This is a genomic window from Poseidonibacter lekithochrous (assembly GCF_013283835.1).
GTDB lineage: Bacteria > Campylobacterota > Campylobacteria > Campylobacterales > Arcobacteraceae > Poseidonibacter > Poseidonibacter lekithochrous.
The window spans coordinates 3,451,083-3,474,520 of record NZ_CP054052.1 but is presented as its reverse complement, the minus strand read 5'-3'; the positions used below and the strand labels follow the sequence as shown (position 1 = coordinate 3,474,520).

The window sequence follows — 23,438 nt, the reverse complement described above, 5'->3', positions numbered from 1 at the left end:
ACAAAAATCAAATAATATTAGATACCATTGCACATACTATTGTAAAAGGATATCAGTGTTTACAGGACTAATTAGAGAAATGGCTCAAGTTGTGAGCTTTAAAAACAATTTTTTAACATTAAAAGCAGAATATACTCCAAAAATTGGGGATTCTATTGCAATTAATGGAGCTTGTTTAACTGTTGTTAGATTTTCAAGTGATACTTTTACAGTTGAACTCTCACCAGAGTCAACAAAGATTTTAGCAATGGAAAACTATGTAAGTAAAGTACATATGGAACCTGCTATGATGATGGGTGATAGATTCGAGGGACATATTGTTCAAGGGCATGTGGATTGTTTAGGTACAGTTACTGCGATTAAAAATAATGGAAACTCTACAGATTTTTTCATATCATTACCAAGTGAATATTCAAGATATATAATTCCAAAAGGAAGTATTACTATTGATGGTGTTTCATTAACTGTAAATGAAGTATTAAAAGACTCATTTAGATTAACAATTATTCCTCATACAGTTGATAATACGCTGTTTAAAACGTATAAAGTAGGTTCAAAAGTGAATTTAGAAACTGATATGTTTGCTAGATATGTGTATAACATGTTTAAAAAAGATAATGCTAAAGATGATAGTTTATCTTGGGATAGTGTGGATAAAATAATGGCTACTTATTAGTAGCTTTTTTATCCTCTTTCTCTTCTATTAATATTGGGTCTGATTTTCCCTTATATACATAAAAATATTTCTTCTTTAATACATTTGCATAAGGTTTAATCAAAGCTGTTTTCATATCTGAAAGTTTAGATACCTTTAATACTTTTCCAACTTTTAAGCCTTCAAAAAAGATATTATCCATACCTGAAGTAATTACTTCATCTCCTTCTTTTATATCAGACCAAATAGGTATAAATTTTATTAATAAATTTTCTTCGCCATCTGATGAGGTTACAATTCCTGGAACTTTTTTCTCACCTATAAATACAGCATAAGAAGATTTTTTGTTTCCATTTAATAAAGCAATAGATCTATCATCCTCTTTTAGTACAATTCCAGCAGCATATTCTCCTGTAATTAAACCTAAGATCGAATCATCACTCTTTTTATAATCAACCCATACTTTTGTAAAGTCATTAAATCCTATATATGATAAAACTTTTGTTTGAGTGATTGTTGAGCTTGTATTATTTCGTGAAGCAGTATTAACATATTCGTTAAGACTGTCGAATTTTTTCAGTGTTGTATTATATAGTACTTCATACTGTTTTAGTTTGGCATTTTCTGTTTTTAATTCTTCAATAGTTTTTACTTGATTAAAATATTTATCAATAGTATTTGAAATATCAATAACAGTATTTATATATGAAAGTTTGATTGTATTAAGAAAGTTGAAATTTCTTGCAATTAGTTTATCTACCTCAAAAAGGTAAGATAAACCAATAACAATGAAAAGTACAAAAAATAGAAATTTACGCATTCGTGATTAATCTAAGTAAAGCATCCTCATCTAAAACATTGCTTGTACCATAAGCAACTGCTAATAATGGATCTTCTGCAACTTTTACTGGAAGTTTTACAATATCCGCGATATATGAATCAAGACCTCTAATTAATGCTCCACCACCAGTTAGTATAACACCATTATCAACAACATCTCCTGCTAAATCAGGTGGCATTTCCTCTAATACTGATCTTACTGCTGAAACAATCTCTTTAAGAGGTTCTTTAATAGCAGTGCGTACACCTTCTGAACCTAATTCAATAGTTGATAGTAAACCTGAGTTATCTCTACCTTTTACTTTGATTTTAAGTTCTGTATCTAATTTAACAGCAGTACCAATTTCAATTTTGATATTTTCAGCAGTTCTTTCACCAATATATAGGTTGTAGTTTTGTCTAACATATTCAATAATTGATTTGTCAAACTTATCACCCGCAACTTTAATTGATTTAGAAAGTACTAATCCACCAAGTGAAGTAACACCAATTTCAGTAGTACCACCACCAATATCAACAACTACATAACCAGATGGGTCAGATACAGGAATTCCTGCTCCAATAGCTGCTGCCATTGGTTCTTCTACTAAGAATACTTCTCTAGCACCTGCACTCATTGCTGATTCTTCTACGGCTTTTTTCTCAACTTGAGTAATACCATATGGAATACAAATAATGATTCTAGGTCTAATAAAAGATTTTCTAGAGTGTGCTTTTTCGATGAAATATCTAATCATTCTTTCTGTCATTTCGAAATCAGCAACAACACCATCTTTCATAGGTCTTACTGCTTGAATGTTTAGTGGTGTTTTACCAATCATCTGTTTTGCTTCTTGACCAACTGCTAAGATTTTATCTCTTCCGTATTTGTCATTTTGAACAGCTACAACAGAAGGCTCATTAATAATGATACCTTTTCCTTTTACAGAAACAATTGTATTTGCTGTTCCTAGGTCAATTGCCATATCACTTGAAAATAGACCAATAAATTTATCTAAAAACACTTCTCTATCCTTTTATTATGCTATTTTTGGTTCTTCAACTTTAAGAACAACATCTTTTGTAATTGTAACAGTTTTGTTTTTGTAATCAGGTAGATCATACATAATGTCTAACATAATATCTTCAAGAATAGATCTTAATCCTCTTGCCCCTGTTTTTCTCTCAATTGCAAGTTTTGCTAATTCTAATAATGCTTCTTTATCAAATTCTAAATTAACATCATCCATTTCGAATAATTTAATGTATTGTTTGATTAAAGCATTTTTTGGTTCAGTTAAAATATGAACCATATCTTCTTCAGTTATTTCATTAAGTGTAGCTAACATATGTAAACGACCGATTAACTCAGGAATTAATCCGTACTTAACTAAATCATCAGTTTCAACTTTTGAGATAAGTTTGCTATCTTCTTTTTTGCTTTTTACAGCTTGATTAAATCCAAGAACATTAGCACCTTCTTTTTTCTTGATGATATCTTCTAAACCATCAAAAGCTCCACCACAAACAAATAAAATATTTGTAGTATCAACTTGAAGTGCATCTTGTCCAGGGTGTTTTCTTCCACCTTTTGGTGGAACGTTTACAACAGAACCTTCTACAATTTTAAGAAGTGCTTGTTGAACACCTTCCCCTGAAACATCTCTAGTAATAGATCTATTTTCACTCATTCTAGCTACTTTATCAACTTCATCAATAAAGATAATACCTCTTTGAGCTTTTTCAATATCTCCACCAGCTGCTTGAACTAATCTAGTAACAACGTTTTCAACGTCATCACCAACATATCCAGCTTCTGTTAAAGATGTAGCATCAGCAATAGCTAAAGGAACATCTAAATATTTAGAAATAGTTTGAGCAAGTAGTGTTTTTCCTGAACCAGTAGGTCCAATTAATAAAACATTAGATTTATTTAATTCCGTATCATCATCAATTTCATTATGTCTGAAAATTCTCTTGTAGTGGTTGTATACTGCAACAGATAATACTTTTTTTGCTCTTTCTTGACCAATAACATAATCATCTAGAATTGCTTTTAATTCAGCAGGAGTTCTAAGTTTGATTTCTTCTTTTTTTTCTTCGTCGTTTTGAACAGCAGGAAGATGGTCATGGCCTTCTGAAATATTTCCAGACATGATGTCATGAGCTGCACCAACGCAAGCTTTACAAATACAAGCATTTTCCCCAGCTATTACTGGGTTTTCTGCTGAATCTTCTGCTCCACAAAAATCACATATAATTTTACTCATTTTGTACCTATTATTTTATTTTCTATTGTAAGGAATTCCTCTTTTTGTTTCTAAACAAAAAGAAGCTAAATTCTTAACATATTTATTTTCATTTTCATGTAATTCTTTGGCTGTGTCTGCTAATGGATTACCTGATTCAAATAAAGCTTTATAAGCAGTTTTTACTGCATTAATATCTTCTCTATTATCGAATCTTCTTCTAAGACCATTTAGGTTAAGTCCTCTAAGAACGGCTTTATTCCCTTCTGCTAAACAATATGGAGGAATATCCTGAGTTACTACAGAACCTCCACCAATCATTACTTGAGTTCCAATTTTACAAAATTGGTGAATTGGTGTTAATCCACCAACAACTACATAGTCATCAATCTCTACATGACCTGCAAGTGTAGCGCAGTTAGCGAATACACAGTTATCACCAATAATAACATCATGTGCTACATGAACGTAACCCATGAACAAGTTATTACTTCCGATTCTTGTGATTGAACCACCACCTTCAGTACCTGGATTAAATAGTGTGAATTCTCTAATTTTATTGTTATCCCCAATAATTAGTTCAACTTCTTCACCATTAAATTTAAGGTCTTGAGGATCAGTTCCAATTGCAGCATGTGAATAGATATGATTGTCTTTTCCTATTGTAGTTTTACCTGCAATAACTGTGTGTGAATCAATTCTTGTTCCATCACCAATCTTTACATCTTTTCCAATAATTGTGTATGCACCAATAGTGATATTATCACCAAGGATTGCACCTTCTTCAATTATTGCTGTTTTATGAATATTATTCATCTGATTATTTATCTACTACCATAGCTTTTAATTCAGCTTCAGCAACTAATGAATCATCAACATATGCTTTACCTTCAAGAACGATTAGTGTACCTCTTAGTTTTTTAACTTCGATTCTGTACTCTAATTTATCACCAGGTTTAACAGGTGTTCTGAATTTTGCTTTGTCAATACTCATGAAGTAAATTACTTTATTTTTAAGTTCTTCATTTGTTAAATCGTTGCTTTTTAATGCTAAGATACCACCAGCTTGTGCCATACCTTCTAAGATTAAAACACCTGGGTAAATTGGATGACCTGGGAAGTGACCCATAAATGCAGGCTCACTAATTGAGATATTTTTAAAACCTACAATAGTTTTACCTTTTTCCATATCAGTGATTCTATCAACTAATAAAAATGGGTATCTATGAGGAAGAATTTCTTGAATTTCTGTAACATCTAACATTTATTATCCTAAAGTTTTTATTATATAGTAGATATTTTATCCAAATAAAAATTAGTTTTGAATTATGCTTGCGACATTTTGAGAACTTCCATTTTGTAAGTACTCTCTAAGTACTTTAGAATTTTCAAAAAATAACTTTTTATCCATATTTTTATAATCATTTAAAAGGTTTTCAACACTCACTTCTTCTTGTAAAAACTCACTATGAATTTGCTCTTTTCCCATTTTCTCAAAAAAGATATTTGCTAATCCAACATGATTAAGTTTTACAAACATTCTACCTATTGCATAATCGAACTTTTTAGCCACATAACTTAGTGTAAATGGTGTTCCAATAAGTGCAGCTTCTAGTGTTGCAGTTCCTGAACAGATAAAGCCATATTCCGCTTCTTGTAGCGTTTCATGGGCTTCTCTTGAAATAGTAAAGTTTGAAATATCTCCATAGATTTTATTTATATACTCATCATCAAATTTTGAAGGAATAATTAAAATATGTTTTTTATTTGGTATCTGTTTTGCTAGTTCTTTAAATACTGGCATATGGTTTTTTATTTCAGTTTTTCTACTTCCTGGCATAAAAGCAATTTTTCCACTTGTATTTAATTCTTCTTTGAAATTAGTAATTTCATCTAACAGTGGATGTCCTACATAAGTAATCTTATTTTTATCGTTATATATTTCACTTTCAAAAGGAATAATTGAACATAGTTTTGAGCAATAAGCTTCAAGTTTTTTAACCCTTCCTTGCTTCCAAGCCCAAGCTTGAGGAAGGATATAATAAATGATTTCTTTGTTTGGATATGTGGCTTTTAATTTTTTTGCTAAGGGTAGATTGAAACCTGAAGAGTCCATTAGTAAAACTTTGTCACAATCCTTTGCTAGTTCTACTAATTCATCTCGAAGTTTGAAGAAAAATCTTAGTTTTTTTAGAGCATCAACAAATCCCATAATTGCTAAAGCAGTTAAATCATAAAGTGGATTACCTAATTCTTTATCAAAAACCCCTACCATCTCCACATCATCGCAAAAGTGTTTTTTTAACTCTCTTAAGTGGATGTTTGAAGATGTTTCCATTGCACAAACTAAAAGTTTCATATAATTTCCTCTCTTACGTCATCATAAGTCTCAGCTTCTAACTCAATCTCATATTTTGCATCAATAATTTCATCTAAAACAATAATCGTACTTAGATTAAAAGCACTTTTTATGATTTGATTTCTTACTTCCAACTCTTTTTCAAAAGAGGGAGGTGAATACATTAACTCTTTTATGTTTGAATAATTTGTATTAGCTAAGGCATTGAATTTTTCAAGTGAAATGATTTTTAATTCATCTCTATTTAGATAGTTAATACCATCTTTTTCATATTCAATTCTTCCATTTGTTTTGTTTCTATTTATCATTGAGTAGGGTAGAACATACGAAGATACAATTTGTTTAGCTACTTTAACTCTTGCGCTTAAAAGTCTATAGTTTAAGAATCTATGCTTAACTATTTTATATTGCTCCCCAGTTCTCTCTAGCTCATTTCTTCTTTTATAAAGCTCTAATCGCTCTTCAATTGACTCAGGCAAAATCTGATTTGAGATAGGATTAAACATCTCATCCATGATTTTCTTTTGAGCTTCTCTTTGAGCACTTAGACCAAATAAACAACCACAATAGTTTTGTCTATAAAGTTGGTTTTCTTTTACTTTTTTACCTTGAATTTCAGCCCCATTACCAGCTTTGTAATCTCTGAAAATAAATTCGATTCCGTGCAGTTTTTCTAAGTTATGACCAATAATATCTAGTTTTTCTTGAGATTTTTTAGGAGAAATTAATAGTGTAGTAGTAAATTTATCATGTCCTAATTCTTTTGCTTTTTCAACTGTATTATCAAGTCTGTCATCATAACAAACTGTACATCTATCACCTTTTTCGGGTAGGTGTTCCATCCCTTTTACTTTTTCAAGCCATGCTTCTAAATTGTATGGTCCCTCTATAAGTTCAATGCCAAGTTTTTGACATGAGTATTCTACGTCTAAGTATCTAAGTCTATATTCACTATATGGATGAATATTAGGGTCATAAAAAAATCCCACTAATGTTTCATCTGGATATTCTTCTTGTATTCTTTCTAAAAAATAGTGACTATCGACGGCACAACAAATATGTACTAACAAAAAATAACCTTTGATTTTATAATTTAGAGATATTATAGTAAAATATTTTAAAACAAAGGATTAGATATGAAAAACATATTCCTAATATTACTTTCAATATTTATTTTTACAGGATGTTTTAATACTAAGCCACAATTAACTTCTAGCGCTACTATTTTGATTAAAACACCTTCTATGAAATTTTACGATAAAGGTTTTATTTTTAAATATAGAGATTACACTCAAGTACAGATTTTTAGCGCAGGAACAGCAGTTCTTGATATGAAAATATATGAAGATAGGATTTGTAAGTCTACTTTTGAATGTCAAGATTTAAAAACTTTTAATTCTCAGAATCTACATCCAAGTTATGAAGATACTTTTATAAAAGAGTTATTTGACAGAAATGAAAGAGAAATAACACATAGAGATAGAAAAAATAGAATACTGATACGAATTAGAAAAGATAAATAAAATTATTAAATAATAATTAAAAATTAATTTATTTGTAAGCCTTATACTTATATGATAAGAATTATTATATAATAAAGGTAGTTATATGAAGTTATTTTTTCTCTCTGCTCTTTTGTTCTCTTTTGGCTTTTCTCAAATATTTAATGTATCAGATGCCAATGAATTAAGATTTGCTCTAAAAAAATCTGCATTAAACAATCAGGATGATACTATTATTTTAGATAAAGGTATATACTCTACATCGGACTTAGGTGCATTTTATTTTGTAGATAATCAGAAGTATAACTTGTTTATAAAAAGTGCAAAAGGCCTTAGCAAAGAAGATGTGGTTTTAGATGGAAATAAAACAAATCAAATCTTTAATTTTATTAATACAAAAAGTTCTTTACTTCATATTGAAAATATAACTTTTAAAGATGGAAATGATGATTTTAAAGCAGGTGTTGTTTTTGCCAATCAAGAATTGGTTATTAAGAACTGTAATGTTATTTCTTCTAATGATTTATCAAAAACAAGTATAATTTATTCTCCTAAGAAAATGATACTTTTAAATACAAGTATTAAGAATTAAGATTATTTAAATTTCAACTCTATTTCGACCATTTTCTTTTGCTCTATATAGTGCGTCATCAGCTTTTTTAAATAAGTCATCCATTGAATCATTCTCTTGATATTGAGAAATTCCTATACTTACTGTAATTCTACCTGCTGTTTCATGGTAAGTTTTTTCTATCTCTTTTCTTAAAAAATCTGCTTTATTTTTTGCATCCTCTTTAGTACACTCAAAAAATAATAAAATAAACTCTTCTCCACCCCATCTAGCAAAAGTATCTGTTTCTCTAATCTTTTCTTGAATTTTCTTTGCAATTAAAATTAAAACTTCATCTCCTATTAGGTGTCCATGCTGATCATTGAAGTTCTTAAAGTGGTCAATATCTAAAATAGCAATAGATAAAGGATATTTATATCTATGTACTCTTTTTACTTCATATTCAAATACTTCTTGAAACTTATTTCTATTATAAATTCCAGTAAGACCATCGTAATAAGCTTTTTGTTCTGTATCTATTTTTTCTAAAGTCATTTTAGTAATATCTGTAAGACTAACTAGAAATAGGTTATTATCAAGTTTTGATAAACTTATATAAAAAGATTTAATATTTGAATTTCTATCTTTTATTAAAACAACTCTTTTTGTTTCATCTAGTTTTTCTATTTCATTGAAAAACTTCATTGCACAAAATTCATCTTTAACAATATCTCTATCCAAAAACTTTTCATGTTTCTCAAAAATCGTTATTACATCATTTTTAAATTCCGAAGTTTTTTGAATTCCAAAGAAATCTAAAAATGAGTTATTAGCAAATTTAAGAGAATAAAAATCTGTTAAAAAAGTCATATTTCTTTCAGAGTTAATTATATTCTGCAAAAGCACTTGTTGCTTTTTAATTTGCTGTTGTTGGGCTAGATTAATTTTTTCAAGACAAATAGCTTTTGCATTCTTTTCTAGAACATCATAAAGCTTATCTTTGTCCAAAGGTTTCATTATATAACCAGACACTTCATTTTCTATTGCTGATAATAAGTAATTAGATTCATCATTTGCAGATAGGATTATAATTGGTATATCTCTATTATATTCTCTGATTTTTTTAGTCATTTCAATACCATTTAATTTTGGCATAGTTACATCTGTTAAAATCATATCAGGAGAATTTTCTAGAAATTTATTGTAACCATCTTCTCCATTTTCTGCGGTATATAGGGTATTGACTTTTTTACTTAATCTTTTTGCTAATATATTTCTAATAGACTCTTCATCTTCTACATATAGAAGATTTATTTTAGATAAAAAAAGATCGTCCATTTATATCTCCATTTTTATTATAAACTCAGCACCATCGTTAATATTAGATGCAGAGAGTTTGCCCTTCATATTTTCTTCTATAATCATCTTAGACATATATAATCCAAGTCCAGTACCTTTACCTTGCTCTTTTGTTGTAAAATATGGTTCAAATACTCTGTCTAAAATATCCCTTGGAATTCCACCTGCATTATCTTGGATTTTAATAGTACCAAAGCCGTCTTCATTTTGGATATCGATAATTATATTTTTCTTTTCAATTTCTTTTTTTACAAGCTCATCTTTTGCATTATTTATTATGTTTAGAATTACTTGTTGAAACTCGCTTACATATCCTATCACAGAAAAACTTTTATTATTAATAATTATTTTAATTTCATAATTATCTAATTGTGCATTCAACATGTTTATAGTTTCTTCAATTTTTTCTTTTACATCAAACTCACTTTTAACTTTATCAATAGTAAAAAAGTTTCTAAAATCATCTATTGTTTTAGACATGAAATCAATTAGTTTCATACTACTTGTTGAGAACTCATTTAGGTAATCTTCATTAAGTAAATCATCTTCATAATCATCTTCAATAAACTGTATTTTTATAGCTAGACTATTAAGTGGTTGCCTCCATTGATGGGCAATTGCTCCAATCATCTCACCCATAGCAGCAAGTTTTGATTGCTCTAATAATAATTGGTCTTTCTTTTGATTCTCACTTACTGCATAATCAATTCTTTCTGATAAATTAATATTAAATATTTCTAACTCTTTTTTAGATGTAATATCATCACTTACTTCAAAATAACTAGAGATGTTTTTATCTTTGTCATATTCTGGCATTATGACTGTTTTTAGCCAATACACTGAACCATCTTTTTTCTTATTTTTTATCTCAGCTGTAAATATTTTACCTGCAGATATTGTTTCCCACATGTTAATATTTAAATCTTTTGGTACATCTTCATGTCGGTGAATATTATTACTTAATCCAACTAATTCAGCTTTTGAGTAACCACTTATTAACTCAAATGCTGAAGTGGAGTAAGAAACTCTACCTTTTAAATCTATCCTTGCTGCAATTACTTTTTTGTCAAACATTTCAAGTAAGGATTTATATCTTTTATTTGATTCGATAATATTTTTTGTTTTATTGTTAACTAAATTTTCTAGCTCTTGAGTTTTTATAACTTTTTGAGCAAGGATATATGTAATTAAGAAGGTTACAAATAAACTAGCAATTAATGAAATAAAAGGGATAATGGTTTTATTTTTTTTGAAAAACAAAGCACTAGGTTTTGCATAAAGCAACCAGTTTCTTCCTTCTATTTTAATGGGAGCATAGTTTTTTGTAATTACAGGTTTATTATGGTCTGTGTTTGTGTAAAGTAATTCATTTTTATATTTATCTGTTTTATCTACTAGCCACACATCAAGAAGAGAATTGTCCATATTATCGTGTTCAAGTGAATGTATAATCATCTCCTCAATTTCATATACACCTACTACAAAACCTTTAATTTGGTTTTTATTTGAGATTTCCCATACTGGTATAAAAAATAGAAAAGCACTTGTATTTTCTTTTTCTTGAATTAGATTTATTTTGGCACTTGCAGTATCTTTTCTTGATTTTATGGACTCTTTTAAAGCTTTTAATCTAGTTTTATTTGAAGATAAATCATAACCTAAAACTTGTTGATTAGGTTTAAAAGGTTCAAGGTAATAAACTGGATAATACTCTGTTTTTTCTTCTTCTAGAAGTTTTATTTCTCCTTGTTGGTTTTTATATGTAAATTTGAAATCTATATTTAATTCTTTTGAAGCTTTTTCTTCGAAAAAACTTCTTTGCTCTTTGCTAATATATGGTAACCACTCTATAGCTTTTATACTATGATGAAGTTCTAGGTATTCACTAACAAAATCCTTAAATTGTTTTCTTGAAACATCATGTGTTGCATCAAATAAATTTTTTATGGAGTGAAGGGCTTGAATATTAATATCTAACTCTTTTTGAACTAATAAACTTTCTCTTTTTAAGAGATGTTCAAATTTTAAGTCTGTAGCTCTTTTTTCGTTAAATGATATTTCTATGTATAAAAAAATTGATAAAAATAATCCTATGACAAATACAGAAATAACCGAAGGAGTATAAAGTCCCATACGTTCTAATTTTCCCATAATCTTATCCTTTAGAGTTGAACAAGAGTTATAACCATTATTGGTTCATCGTCTTTTTCATGTATTAGTTTTGCTTTTACTAAGAAAACCACATCTTGATTATTTTTGTTTATACTAATTTTAAAACTCTCTTTTTGATTAGAAAACAGATAGTCAAGCCATAATTCATTTTCATTTTCTAATAATTTTACAATAGGGTTTTTATTTACTTCATCATATTCGCAAAAGCTACTCTCATCATAAATTGATTTATTTTCATTTTTAAAATAATCAAAGAACAAGTTATTTGCAAACAGTCTTTCTTTATTTTTGTCAATTGAAAATATAATGCTTGCTTGTAAATCTACAACAGTTTGAAGAAGTTTTTGTTGCTTTTGTTTCTCTTTTTCATATAAAACAATTTTTGCATTAGACTCTAAACTATCTAAGAGTTTATTTCTATTAATTGGTTTTAATAAATAAGCATCAATACCTAATTCTATTGCTTCAAGGAAGTAGTTTGCTTCACTGTGGGCTGAAGTTACAATAACCGGTATATTTTCATTTATTTTTTTTATTTTTTTTGCCATTGCAATACCATCTTGTTTTGGCATTTTTATGTCAGTTAAGATTATGTCTGGATTATGGTCAATAAACTTTTGATAACCTTCTTCCCCATCTTGGGCTACAAATAGTTCTTTTACTTTTCGTCCTAGAACTTTTTCTAACATGGGTCTTATTGTTTCATCATCTTCCACATAAAGAAGTGTGATTTCTTTTAGTATACTAGTCATGATTTGCCTTTAATTTTATAATAAATTTTGCGCCGTCATTTTCATTTTCTACACTAAGCTTACCTTCTAGATGTTCTTCAATAATTAGTTTTGACATATAAAGACCTAATCCATTTCCATTTTTTGCAAACTTTGTTGAAAAATAGGGATCAAATATTTTTTCTATAATCTCATCACTAATACCACCTGCATTGTCTTTTATTGTTATTTCGATAAACTCTTCATTCTCTTTTGTTTGAATATCAATTCTTGGATTTTGAATTTCTCTTTCTAAGAAGTGTTCATAGGCATTATTTAAAAGGTTTAGACAAATTTGAATAAACTCATTTTTGTATATATTTGACTTAGCATTACTTTGTAGCTCATCATAGATAATAATATCTGTATGAGATAAGGTATTTTTAAATGCTCTTAAGGCATGGCTAATGGATTCATTTATAGAACACTCTTCTAAATGATCTGAAGGTTTATATATCTTTGCAAAAGAATCAATAGTTCCTGAAAGATCTTGTATGTAATCTTCAATTCTTTCTAGATTACTTTGTACGAAACCTGGAAACTTTTTTCTCATTTCTGGATTCTCTAAATCATATTTATCAAGTTCTAGATTCATAAGAAATTTTGCTAGGGATATTGATATTGTATTTAGGGGTTGTCTCCATTGGTGAGCAATCATAGAAGTCATTTCCCCAAGTAGGGCAAATCTTGATTGATGAAGGATTTGTTTTTTATTTTCTTCTAACTCTTGTTCTAAAAAATTGGCTTTGATTGAGTTCTCAAGGGCTTTGTATAACTTAGTTTTATCAATGGGTTTAAGTAGGTAGTTATCTACTCCTAATTCTATAGCTTTTAATAAATAGCTTGTATCTGAGTGGGCTGACATTATTATAATTGGTATTTTAGGATCAAGTTCTCTAATTTTTATAGCCATATCAATACCATTTAGATTTGGCATTGTTACATCTGTTAGGACAAAATCAGGTCTGTTTTCGCAAAAACTCTCTAAGCCTTCTGCTCCATCTTTTGCAATATAGAGTTTTTTTACTTTTCTCTCAAGTCTTTTTTTTAGAAATTCTCTTATTTCATCTTCATCTTCTACATACAAAAGTGTTGATTTCTTTAAATAATTTGAGTCCATGATTAAACCTTTTTAGGGAGTTAATTATAGTAGATGAAAAGTGTGTCTAAAATGTGGTATTAATCTAACTCTTTTGGCTCTCCAAAGTAATAACCTTGAGCATAAGTAATTCCCATTTTTTTAATTACTTTATATACATCTTCTGAGTGAATAAATTCCGCAACTGTTTTGATTTCCATTTTCTTTGCAAAATCTATGATGGTTTCAGTAACCATTTGTGAATTTTTATTCTTGTCAATATCTTTTATCATTGAGGCATCAATCTTTATATAATCCACATTTAGCTTCATTAAATACTCAAAATTTGAGTAACCAGTACCAAAATCATCAATTGATATTTTTGCTCCTGTTTGTTTAACTTCTTCGATGAACTCTTTAACTTCTACGAAGTTTTCTATACCTTCTGATTCTAATAATTCAAATACAACTCTATTACCTAATTTATATTCATATAGTTTTTCTAAAATCGTATCATGAACTGATTCATTTAAAATATCTTCAACTGATAAGTTTATTGATACTTGTTTATCTTTAGTTTTGAATTTTTCAAAAGTTTTTGTTAACATGATTTTTGTAAGTTGAGGGTATAACTTATTCTTCTTTGCAAGCTCCAAGAAGTAATAAGGTGAAACATACTCCCCATTTTCGTCTATCATTCTTATAAGAGCTTCATATTTAATTATTTCTTTTGTTTGTGTATTTACAATTGGCTGGAATAGTGGAACAATTCTATCGTTTTTAATGGCATCTTTTATTTTCTTTGTCCATTTTAGATTTTGTTCATATTCATGTTCTATGTTCATAGATGATTCATAAATTAAAGATTTCTTCTTTTTCTTTTTTGCTAATTTTAGAGCAATATCTGCATTGTTTAATAAGAAATCATTTCCATAAGCTAGTCCTAGAGTTATATTAATAAATATTTCTGAGTTATTAATAGTAAAAGTATGATTTTCAATTACTCCATTTAGTTGTAATGCAAAACTTTTTATCTCTTCGGGTGAAATAATAGTAGGGTAATAAATTGCAAATTCATCAGCATGAAGTTTGAATAAATGTGCTTTTTCAGGGATATTTCGCTCTAATATTTCCCCTGTTTCCTTAAGAATATCATCACCTATTTTATCTCCGTACAAATCATTGATTTGTTGGAACTGATCAATATCTACGATTAAAAGTAGGGCGTCTTTATGTTCTCCTAGGGTTTCTAGTAGTTTTTTTCTATTTGGAAAAGTTGTTAATTCATCATAATAAAACTGATATTCTAAGGAATCTAACATATTGTTAAATACTTCTTGCATAGAATCTATCTCTTCTATATTATTATCAATAGTTATTCTTTTTGTAATATCTTTATGTTTTGAAATAGAATTGATATTTATTACAAATGTTTTAATAGGTTTTACAAGATATTTATCAAATTTTGTGAATAAAGCTACAAATATTATCAATGAAAAGACAATTATAAATATAAGGAAAAAGTTGATAATTGATGATAATGATACTTTTAAATCATCAATAGGATAGGTAATATTTATTACTCCTAAAACATCGTTTTCTTGTGCTGTTGTATGACATTTAAGACATTCTTGTTTAGCTTCGATTGGGTAATAGTAGTCAATTGCTGAATCATCTACAATATTTAATATTTCATCATTTTTAATTGCATGTTGAACCATTTTATTTGTTTGTCTAGCTTCTAAATCCCTTGGAATATCGCCATATTCATCTGCTACTATTTGTGTTCTATATACATTTACAGCCATTTGGCTGTCTATATTATTTACTCTTTTTATAATCTTTTCTAAATCATTTCTATCCCAACCTTTTTCCATTGCTGAGTACAATGATTGGAATACTAGTTGAGTGGTTTTTTTTGCATCTACTTTTGTGAGAGTTTCAATTGCTTCTGACTTCATAAACTGTGCATAAAAAAATGCAATAGTAAGTGTTAGAGATAAAGTAATTAAAATAATTTTTAAAATAAGTTTTTTGTATGTCGTTTTTTTTCCCATAAAAGCCTACTATAGATAATTTTTATCAGTTAATAAAAAATAAATAATATTAATATAATGTTTTAATAATTATTGATTATATACTAGCTTTGCTTTAATTTAAAAGATTTATAGGGATTTTAGGTGTTTTATTGGGAATATAAAATAATTAGCCTTTTTACAAAGGCTAATTATGATTTTAAGATAATTTTTTTAGTTTTGAGTAACCAGTTCTGATTAGTTTTAATAGTGGTTTTCTATATGAGCTAAATACATATTTTTTAATCTCATAAGCAAGTCTTCCTTTTACATTTACAAGACCCATTAAATCTCCTGCTGCATATTTTCCACCAAGTGCAATTAAAATACCATCTAATTTTGGCTTACATTGAATTAATCCTCTATCAGCAATCATACTAAGAATATTCTTACCTGCATTAGTTCCAGAAATTCTAGCAATAGTAACATTAGGAGGCATTATCTCTCCCTCTTTGTTTTTAATCTCAGCAACATCACCAATAGCAAAAATATTTTTATGATCTGGTACTTGTAAATATTCATTTACTCTAATTTGACCTCTACCATTTGTATCAAAGTCTTCTAATCCTTCGATCTTAGATGCTTCAACTCCACCTGTAAAAATCAGGAATGAGTGAGGGATTTTTGTACCATTTGAAAGGTGAGCATATCCATCTTCTAATTTTGTTAATTTTGTAGATGTGATTACTTTAATCCCAAGTGATTTTAATCTTTGGTGTGAGATATTAATCAAGTTTTGTGAAAGCCCTGGCAAAATCGTACCTGAACTAGAAATAAGTGATATTTTTAAGTTATCACAAGAGAAATTTCCTCTTTTGAAGAACATCTTTGAGTTGTATGCCATCTCAGCTGCAATTTCAACACCTGATAAACCAGCACCAACTACAACAATATGAGTATCATCACACTGTTTTGCTTCATCACTAATTTTTTTGAATAATTGATTTTCAAAACTTTGTTTGAAGAACATTGCCCAATGAAGTTTTTTGATATCGTGAGCGTTGTTTAGTCCTGGGATTTGAGGAGGGAAGAATGTTCTTGTTCCTGCTGCCATTACTAAGTAATCATAAGTTACGATTTCTTGTTCTTCTGTATAGATCTTTTTTGCTTCTTTATCTATGTTTCTTACTTTTAAATTCTTGTATTCAACATAATCATGATTTAGACCCATACATAATGTTGTTAAATCAATAGTAACATCTGCAATATTTGATTTATTTGCAATTAAATCATAAACTTCTGGTTGTAAGTTATGAAATGTATGTTTATCAATCAATGTAATTTGAATATTCTTATTTTTTGCTAATTCTCTAAGTGCATATATCCCCGCATATCCACCTCCAATTATTACAACTTTTTCCATTAAGTTTGGTCCTTTTATAAATACTTTTTATCTTAATTTTATTGATTCTATTTCTTTTTTATTTATCTATTTAAAATACTCCAACTGTATAATTAAACAGATAAACAAAACTAGCTTTTAAACAAGCGATATTGAAATAGTACACAAAATTTATAGCCTGCATGTAGCGGGTTTTAAAATTAATTCTTATTCTATACTTAGGCATTTTAGGATATTATAAAAACTTGTAAAAGTTAAAGATTTTATTCACTTGTGTATATAAATGATACTTATAAAGGTTTTTAGTAACAGTTATATTACGCACACTTAATTTACTTATTAAATCAAGCTTATAATATTAATTTAATAAGTTAAAATAATCAAAAATTAATAGGAACAAATATGAAATACGTTGGAGCACACGTTAGTGCAAGTGGTGGTGTTTTTAATGCCCCAATTAATGCTAGAAATATAGGCGCAAAAGCTTTTGCTCTTTTTGTTAAAAATCAAAGACAATGGAGAGTTAAAGACTTAGAAACTAAAGTAATTGATAGATGGTTTAAAGAGTTAGAAGAGACTGGAATACAAGCAAAACATATATTACCTCATGACTCATATCTTATCAATTTAGGACACCCTGAAGAAGAGAAAAGAGAAAAATCTTTAGACGGTTTTTTACATGAAATTGAAAGATGTGAAATCCTAAAATTAGATAGATTAAACTTTCACCCAGGAAGCCACCTAAGAAAGATTACTGAAGATGAATGTCTTGATAGAATTGCTCTATCTTTAAATCAAGCAATTGATGCTACAAAAGATGTAAAATTAGTAATTGAAAACACAGCAGGGCAAGGTTCAAACTTAGGTTATAAATTTGAGCATTTAGCACATATTATTGATAAAGTTGAAGACAAAAGCAGAATAGGTGTATGTATTGATACATGTCACATGTTCACTGCTGGATATGACATCAGAACAAGAGAAGCATACGATAAAACGTGGAAAGAGTTTGATGAAGTAGTTGGACGACAATACTTAATGGGTATGCACTTAAATGACTCAAAACCAGAACTTGGTTCAAGAGTAGATAGACATGACTCACTTGGAGTTGGTAAAATTGGTTGGGATGCTTTCAAATTCATTATGAATGATGATAGAATGGATGATATTCCAATGGTTTTAGAAACTATCGATGAAGAAATCTGGCCTGAAGAGATTCAAGCTTTATATAATTTAGTAGAGAAGTAATATACTTCTTTGCTAAAACTGCTTAGGATACTTTTTTTATATTAATATCTCCATTTTCTAAAACTGTAAATTCTATGTTTGTTTGTCTCTTAAAAGCTTGTGATAAATCTACTAGTTCTTTTGTCTCAATACTTGAAGAATACATTTCATTTGATTTTATGATAACTATGGTATTTTTAACTACTTTATAATCCCTATAACAAAGATTTTTTCGTAAGTTTTGTTCCTCTAATAATGATAATAAAATGTTCACTATGTAACCTTTTAAGAATTTTTTGAATTATCCAGCAAAAATGAATAAAATTAATCCCAATAGGGAATAACATAACGATTCTATCTCTAATAAACTTACGAAAAACTTTTGGTACAGGAACTTTGATGTTATTACATATTGAAATTGATGAAAATGAAATAGAGGAGTTTTATAAAACTATTTCTTACAACATAAAAAAGATTAGAAAAGAGAAAAAAATAACGCAAACAGACTTGGCTTTGAGTATCGGACACAAATCAGTTAGCACTATTGGAAAAATTGAAGCAGGCCTAGAAGGCAAGCACTATAATTTAGAACAGCTATATAAAATCTCAAAAGTTCTAGATATCAATATAAAAGATTTACTTTAAATAAATAACTTAATAAATATATTTAAGTAATTATTAATATTACTTTATAGATATAAGAAAAACTAATTTCAAAATTTCTTTTGATATTTCTTGTAAATCATAATAATTTAGTTCTTTTTTTATTCTTTTTTCTCAAATTTTGAAAAATTAATAATCTTACCTGATTTTTATGAATATCTTGGACTAAATACTTTTTTGACACAAATATCTCCATTTTTTAAAATATTGATTTTAATATTATTCTCTTTTTCAAAGACCTCATATAAAGTCACTAATTCTCTAGTCTCAATAGATGAAGAATAACTCTCATTTGATTTCTTTATGAGTAATGTATCATCACAAACTTCATAATCTTTATAACATTGGTTTAATGGGATATCTTGGTCTTCAAGTAGAAGTAATAATCTTTTCATGTCTTATACCTTATTAATAAAAAACTTTTTGAATTATCCAGATAAAAATAGTATTTTAACTCACAATAACGAGTTGTTAAAATAATTTTATCGTTATAAGATTTAATTTTAACTTAGAATAGCAAGGCGAAATTAAATAGTGAAACAAATTGAAAACTTCGATTCTGAAACATTTCATAAAAAAATTGGTGAAAATGTGAAAAGAATACGAAAAGAAAAAGGCATGAGCCAACTAATACTATCTCACGCAATAGGACACAAAAGTGTAAGTGTCATCTCCAATGCAGAAATATATAATAAAGGCTGTCATTTCAACCTAGAACATTTAGGAAAAATAGCATATATCTTAGATGTAGAAATGAATGAGTTTTTTAAATAAAATATTAGAATAATATTAATCAAATAACATAAATACATAAGATATAATCCTATCTTATAAAATAAAACAACTATCGGGACTACATGAGCGAAGAACAGAAAAAAATACTACAACAAAAACTATGGGATATAGCAAATACCTTAAGAGGTAAGATGACAGCTGATGACTTTAGGGACTATATCTTAGGTTTTATCTTTTACAAATACTTATCTGAAAAAATAGAAATTTTTATTAACAACAAATACTTAGATGAAGAAGGTTATGAATTCAGAGATATGGATATATCTGATGAAGATTATGAAGAGAATCTACAGTATCTAAAAGATGGAACAGTAGAAGAGTTAGGGTACTTTTTAGAACCAAATGAGCTTTTCTCAAATATTGCTAAAAAAGGTAATAACCAAGTAGAAGGTGAATCAAATTTCATCTTAGATGATTTATCAACTATTTTGAAAAATATAGAAATCTCTACTATGGGAACAGACTCACAAGATGATTATGAAGGACTATTTGAAGAGCTTGATTTGAGCTCTTCAAAACTAGGACGAAGCGAAAACGCAAAAAATGAACTAATCTCAAAAGTCCTAGCTCACTTAGATGAAATAGACTTTAGACTACAAGACACTCACGGGGATTTATTAGGAGATGCTTATGAGTATCTAATCTCAAAGTTTGCAAGTGGAGCAGGTAAAAGTGCAGGGGAGTTCTATACTCCTCAGATGGTATCTTCATTACTTGCCAAACTAGTAACAACAAAAAGAAAAGAAATCTCAACAGTATATGACCCTACTTGTGGTTCGGGTTCACTTCTTTTAAGAGTTGCTAAAGAGCTACCAAAAGATAAACATCCTAAGTTTTATGGACAAGAGCTTACAAGAACTACATATAACCTTGCTCGAATGAATATGATACTTCACGGAGTTCACTACAATGACTTTGATATCAAAAATGAAGATACATTGGAGCGACCGCAACACATGGATGATCAGTTTGAGGCAATCGTGGCAAATCCACCGTTTTCCGCTCACTGGAATCCTTCACCAATACACGAGAATAATGATAGATTTTCACAATATGGAAAACTAGCACCTAAAACAAAAGCAGATTTTGCTTTTGTTCAACATATGATTTATCACCTAGCAGAAAATGGAACTATGACAGTAGTACTTCCTCATGGAGTTCTTTTTAGAGGTGCAGCAGAAGGACATATAAGAAAGTATCTAATAGAGCAAAAAAACTATCTTGATGCAGTGATTGGACTACCTGCAAATATCTTCTTTGGTACAAGTATTCCTACTTGTATACTTATCTTTAAAAAGTGTAGAGAAAACCCAAATGATATTTTATTTATCGATGCAAGTGGTGAAGATAACTATGAAAAAGGCAAAAATCAAAATAATTTAAGAAATCAAGATATAGAAAAAATAGCCCAAACATATAAAAACAGAAATACAGAAGATAAATACTCATATAAAGCTACTTTAGATGAAGTAAAAGAAAACGACTACAATCTAAATATCCCAAGATATGTAGATACTTTTGAAGAAGAAGAGCCTATAAATATAGATGAGGTAGCAGATGAGTTAAAAGCTATTGATAAAGAGATGGTGGATGTAGATAAAGAAATAGAGGCTTTTTGTACTGAGCTAAATATAAAGGCACCTTTTTAATGGAAAGAGTACCAGCGATACGATTTTCTGAGTTTTCTGAAGAGTGGGAAGAAAATAAAATTGGTAATATTACTGATTGTATAGTTCCTGGTAGAAATAAACCTAAATTATTTAGTGGTACAATTCCATGGATTACAACACCTGATATTATAGGTAAGTATATTTATATTTCTAAAATAAATTTAAATATTAGCATAGAAGAATCAAAAAGTATAGGTTCAAAAATTGTTCCTACAAATTCTATTATTATGTCCTGTGTTGGTGAATTGGGATTATTAGCTATTACCAAAAATGAATTAATTATTAATCAACAACTTCATGCTTTTCTACCCAATAGAAATATAAATGTAGAATTTTTATTTTACTCTTTACTTACTCAAAAAAAATACATGGTAAAAGTTGCTACAAAAACAACGCTATTATACATGAATAAAAATAGTTGTAATTCAATACCTATAAAATTTCCATCAAAACAAGAGCAAGAAAAAATTGCTTCTTTTTTATCTGCTGTGGATAAAAAAATAGAAAAACTAGAAGAAAAAATAGCCTTACAAGAAAAATACAAAAAAGCCATGATGCAAAAGCTTTTTTTACAAGAGATAAGATTTAAAGCCGATGATAGTTCAGATTTCCCTGCTTGGGAAGAAAAAAAGTTAGGTGATTTAACAAAAATAAATCAAGGTTTACAAATTGCTATTTCTGAAAGATATACAGAAAAAGTTAAAGATAGCTATTTTTATATAACAAACGAGTTTTTAAGAAAAGGGAGTTCTAAAAAATACTTTATTAAAGAACCTTCTGCTTCTGTAATTTGTAATGAAGATGATGTATTAATGACTAGAACTGGAAATACGGGACAAGTTGTAACAAATGTGAATGGTGCATTTCATAATAATTTCTTTAGAATAAATTATTTTAAGAATTTTGATAAAGATTTTTTAGTATATTTTTTAAGAATGAGAAATACTCAAAATATGATTTTGAGATATGCAGGAATTTCTACTATTCCTGATTTAAATCATGGAGATTTTTACAGATTGAAAATAGATTTACCCTCATTAAAAGAACAACAAAAAATAGCAAATTTCTTATCTTCACTAGATAAAAAAATAGAAGCCACAAAAAAACAAAAACAAAAAGCCCAAGAGTTCAAAAAAGGTCTATTACAACAGATGTTTGTATAAAAGGAAATAGTATGACAAAAACTAAATATTTATTATATGATTTTAAAGTCTTATTAGATGGAAAATATACCTATTGGTATAAAACAGATAATAAATATTTTTCTTCTACTAAGCCACCACAACATATACTTTCAAAAAATAATTCTCAAAAAGAATCTCTTGATGGTATTGAAACTTTTGAAAATCCTTGGATAGAATGGAAATCAAATGATATTCAAAAAATTAGCTCAAAAGATGGAGTATGTATAAACTATCTTAAATCTTTAGACAATGACTATATTGTTATACAAGAGGATTTAAAACTCTTAGAAATATATACTTATTTAGTAGAAAACCTTGATATCTCAAAAGCGTTTGGATTTGAAACTATAAAACAATGGCATAAGATGATATTTAGCTCTATTTATCCTTTTGCTGGAGAGTTAAGAACTGTAAATATGAGTAAAGGAAGTGGTTCGGAAGCTTGGGAGTGGAGACTTGATTTTCTTCGAGGTTTACCAGAATTTGATAACTTTTTAAAAGAAATTAGTATTAAAGAATATGGTGAAGATATAGATAGTATTTCTAGTGATTTATCCAAGCTTATTAGTGATTTTTTATTCATTCATCCTTTTAGAGAAGGGAATGGAAGATTAAGTAGACTTATCTGTGATATTATTTTAGCAAAGAATGGTTTTCCAATGATTGGGTTAAAGCTTAAAAGAGGTGATAATTATATTCAAAGAGTCCATGAAGGTTATGAATGTAACTATAAACCAATGAATGAGTTATTAAAATCTAAAATTAAAGAGGAGCTTATGATTGAATAAGTTTATAGTGTTCGTTAAGTTCTTTTTTAGTGATTTTAGAACCTTCAACTTTTGCAGAACTATGAACAGAATTAACAATCATTTTTCTTTTGTTAGCTGCTGAAGCAAAAAGTTTGTTTGTGTTTGCAATAGTTTTTTTCATAGTTAAGTGATCCTAGATTATTTGTTATATGTAATTATA

At 28.3% G+C, this 23,438-nt stretch carries 25 protein-coding genes; 9 read left to right on the top strand and 16 right to left on the bottom strand.

Annotated elements, in window-relative coordinates; genetic code table 11:
* Positions 1-55 precede the first annotated feature (55 nt).
* Complete coding sequence (locus ALEK_RS16720; protein ID WP_071628010.1) at positions 56-676, top strand: riboflavin synthase; 621 nt, start codon at positions 56-58, stop codon at positions 674-676.
* Here ALEK_RS16720 and mreC read toward each other — a convergent pair.
* The 7 genes from mreC to ALEK_RS16685 are packed head-to-tail and all read right to left on the bottom strand — an operon-like array spanning position 666 to position 7,152.
* Positions 666-1,475, bottom strand: a complete 810-nt coding sequence (gene mreC / locus ALEK_RS16715) for a rod shape-determining protein MreC (protein ID WP_071628009.1) — start codon at positions 1,473-1,475, stop codon at positions 666-668. The two genes, ALEK_RS16720 and mreC, sit on opposite strands and share 11 nt — an antisense overlap.
* Positions 1,468-2,499: a rod shape-determining protein gene (locus ALEK_RS16710; RefSeq protein ID WP_071628008.1), complete on the bottom strand. Its 1,032-nt coding sequence runs from the start codon at positions 2,497-2,499 to the stop codon at positions 1,468-1,470. The genes mreC and ALEK_RS16710 overlap by 8 nt, the downstream gene beginning before the upstream one ends.
* 15 nt (positions 2,500-2,514) lie before the next feature.
* Entirely contained in the window at positions 2,515-3,744 is a 1,230-nt protein-coding gene (gene clpX, locus ALEK_RS16705; RefSeq protein WP_071628007.1) for an ATP-dependent Clp protease ATP-binding subunit ClpX, read from the bottom strand.
* Between the two features lie 15 nt (positions 3,745-3,759).
* On the bottom strand, positions 3,760-4,539 hold the full coding sequence (lpxA, locus tag ALEK_RS16700) for an acyl-ACP--UDP-N-acetylglucosamine O-acyltransferase (protein ID WP_071628006.1): 780 nt from the start codon (positions 4,537-4,539) through the stop codon (positions 3,760-3,762).
* A 4-nt stretch (positions 4,540-4,543) separates the two neighbouring features.
* Positions 4,544-4,987, bottom strand: coding sequence for a 3-hydroxyacyl-ACP dehydratase FabZ (gene fabZ, locus ALEK_RS16695; RefSeq protein WP_071628005.1), 444 nt, complete (start codon positions 4,985-4,987; stop codon positions 4,544-4,546).
* 51 nt (positions 4,988-5,038) lie between these two features.
* On the bottom strand, positions 5,039-6,082 hold the full coding sequence (gene lpxB / locus ALEK_RS16690) for a lipid-A-disaccharide synthase (protein ID WP_071628004.1): 1,044 nt from the start codon (positions 6,080-6,082) through the stop codon (positions 5,039-5,041).
* Entirely contained in the window at positions 6,079-7,152 is a 1,074-nt protein-coding gene (locus tag ALEK_RS16685; protein WP_071628003.1) for an epoxyqueuosine reductase QueH, read from the bottom strand. The genes lpxB and ALEK_RS16685 overlap by 4 nt, the downstream gene beginning before the upstream one ends.
* Positions 7,153-7,218: 66 nt before the next feature.
* Between ALEK_RS16685 and ALEK_RS16680 the strand changes: the two genes are divergently transcribed.
* Together ALEK_RS16680 and ALEK_RS16675 are read left to right on the top strand one after the other, a co-directional pair.
* On the top strand, positions 7,219-7,605 hold the full coding sequence (locus ALEK_RS16680) for a hypothetical protein (RefSeq protein WP_228146318.1): 387 nt from the start codon (positions 7,219-7,221) through the stop codon (positions 7,603-7,605).
* 85 nt (positions 7,606-7,690) lie between these two features.
* A complete protein-coding gene (locus ALEK_RS16675; protein ID WP_071628002.1) occupies positions 7,691-8,176 on the top strand; it encodes a hypothetical protein in 486 nt (161 codons plus the stop codon).
* Between the two features lie 6 nt (positions 8,177-8,182).
* Here ALEK_RS16675 and ALEK_RS16670 read toward each other — a convergent pair whose 3' ends face one another.
* The 6 genes from ALEK_RS16670 to ALEK_RS16645 all read right to left on the bottom strand — a co-directional run bounded on the left by ALEK_RS16670 (position 8,183) and on the right by ALEK_RS16645 (position 16,951).
* Positions 8,183-9,472, bottom strand: a complete 1,290-nt coding sequence (locus ALEK_RS16670) for a GGDEF domain-containing response regulator (RefSeq protein ID WP_071628001.1) — start codon at positions 9,470-9,472, stop codon at positions 8,183-8,185.
* Entirely contained in the window at positions 9,473-11,644 is a 2,172-nt protein-coding gene (locus ALEK_RS16665; RefSeq protein WP_071628000.1) for a CHASE domain-containing protein, read from the bottom strand.
* An 11-nt stretch (positions 11,645-11,655) separates the two neighbouring features.
* Positions 11,656-12,417 carry a response regulator transcription factor gene (locus ALEK_RS16660; RefSeq protein WP_071627999.1) on the bottom strand — a complete coding sequence of 254 codons (762 nt, stop codon included), beginning with the start codon at positions 12,415-12,417 and terminating at the stop codon, positions 11,656-11,658.
* Positions 12,410-13,555 (bottom strand): ATP-binding response regulator, encoded by a 1,146-nt coding sequence (locus tag ALEK_RS16655; RefSeq protein ID WP_071627998.1) that lies wholly within the window; start codon positions 13,553-13,555, stop codon positions 12,410-12,412. The genes ALEK_RS16660 and ALEK_RS16655 overlap by 8 nt, the downstream gene beginning before the upstream one ends.
* A 59-nt stretch (positions 13,556-13,614) precedes the next feature.
* A complete protein-coding gene (locus ALEK_RS16650) occupies positions 13,615-15,570 on the bottom strand; it encodes an EAL domain-containing protein (RefSeq protein ID WP_071627997.1) in 1,956 nt (651 codons plus the stop codon).
* A gap of 178 nt (positions 15,571-15,748) precedes the next feature.
* Positions 15,749-16,951 carry an NAD(P)/FAD-dependent oxidoreductase gene (locus ALEK_RS16645; protein ID WP_071627996.1) on the bottom strand — a complete coding sequence of 401 codons (1,203 nt, stop codon included), beginning with the start codon at positions 16,949-16,951 and terminating at the stop codon, positions 15,749-15,751.
* Positions 16,952-17,332: 381 nt separating this feature from the next.
* On the opposite strand from ALEK_RS16645, the gene nfo reads away from it, so the two are divergent.
* Positions 17,333-18,178 carry a deoxyribonuclease IV gene (gene nfo, locus ALEK_RS16640; RefSeq protein ID WP_071627995.1) on the top strand — a complete coding sequence of 282 codons (846 nt, stop codon included), beginning with the start codon at positions 17,333-17,335 and terminating at the stop codon, positions 18,176-18,178.
* A gap of 22 nt (positions 18,179-18,200) precedes the next feature.
* Here the strand turns inward: nfo and ALEK_RS16635 are convergent, their stop codons facing one another.
* Positions 18,201-18,431, bottom strand: a complete 231-nt coding sequence (locus ALEK_RS16635) for a hypothetical protein (RefSeq protein WP_071627994.1) — start codon at positions 18,429-18,431, stop codon at positions 18,201-18,203.
* A gap of 125 nt (positions 18,432-18,556) precedes the next feature.
* Between ALEK_RS16635 and ALEK_RS16630 the strand changes: the two genes are divergently transcribed.
* Positions 18,557-18,802 (top strand): helix-turn-helix domain-containing protein, encoded by a 246-nt coding sequence (locus ALEK_RS16630; protein WP_071627993.1) that lies wholly within the window; start codon positions 18,557-18,559, stop codon positions 18,800-18,802.
* 167 nt (positions 18,803-18,969) lie between these two features.
* Here ALEK_RS16630 and ALEK_RS16625 read toward each other — a convergent pair whose 3' ends face one another.
* Positions 18,970-19,215 (bottom strand): hypothetical protein, encoded by a 246-nt coding sequence (locus tag ALEK_RS16625; protein WP_071627992.1) that lies wholly within the window; start codon positions 19,213-19,215, stop codon positions 18,970-18,972.
* Positions 19,216-19,354: 139 nt separating this feature from the next.
* Here ALEK_RS16625 and ALEK_RS16620 point away from each other — a divergent pair, with 139 nt between their 5' ends.
* The 4 genes from ALEK_RS16620 (at position 19,355) to ALEK_RS16605 (ending at position 23,257) form a co-directional block, all read left to right on the top strand.
* Positions 19,355-19,594, top strand: a complete 240-nt coding sequence (locus ALEK_RS16620) for a helix-turn-helix domain-containing protein (protein WP_071627991.1) — start codon at positions 19,355-19,357, stop codon at positions 19,592-19,594.
* An 83-nt stretch (positions 19,595-19,677) separates the two neighbouring features.
* Positions 19,678-21,264, top strand: coding sequence for a type I restriction-modification system subunit M (locus ALEK_RS16615; RefSeq protein ID WP_071627990.1), 1,587 nt, complete (start codon positions 19,678-19,680; stop codon positions 21,262-21,264).
* Entirely contained in the window at positions 21,264-22,448 is a 1,185-nt protein-coding gene (locus tag ALEK_RS16610; RefSeq protein ID WP_071627989.1) for a restriction endonuclease subunit S, read from the top strand. The genes ALEK_RS16615 and ALEK_RS16610 overlap by 1 nt, the downstream gene beginning before the upstream one ends.
* 11 nt (positions 22,449-22,459) lie before the next feature.
* Entirely contained in the window at positions 22,460-23,257 is a 798-nt protein-coding gene (locus ALEK_RS16605) for a Fic/DOC family protein (RefSeq protein ID WP_071627988.1), read from the top strand.
* On the opposite strand, the gene ALEK_RS16600 is transcribed toward ALEK_RS16605, so the two are convergent.
* Complete coding sequence (locus tag ALEK_RS16600; RefSeq protein ID WP_164072457.1) at positions 23,244-23,399, bottom strand: hypothetical protein; 156 nt, start codon at positions 23,397-23,399, stop codon at positions 23,244-23,246. The genes ALEK_RS16605 and ALEK_RS16600 overlap by 14 nt on opposite strands.
* Between the last annotated feature and the right edge of the window lie 39 nt (positions 23,400-23,438).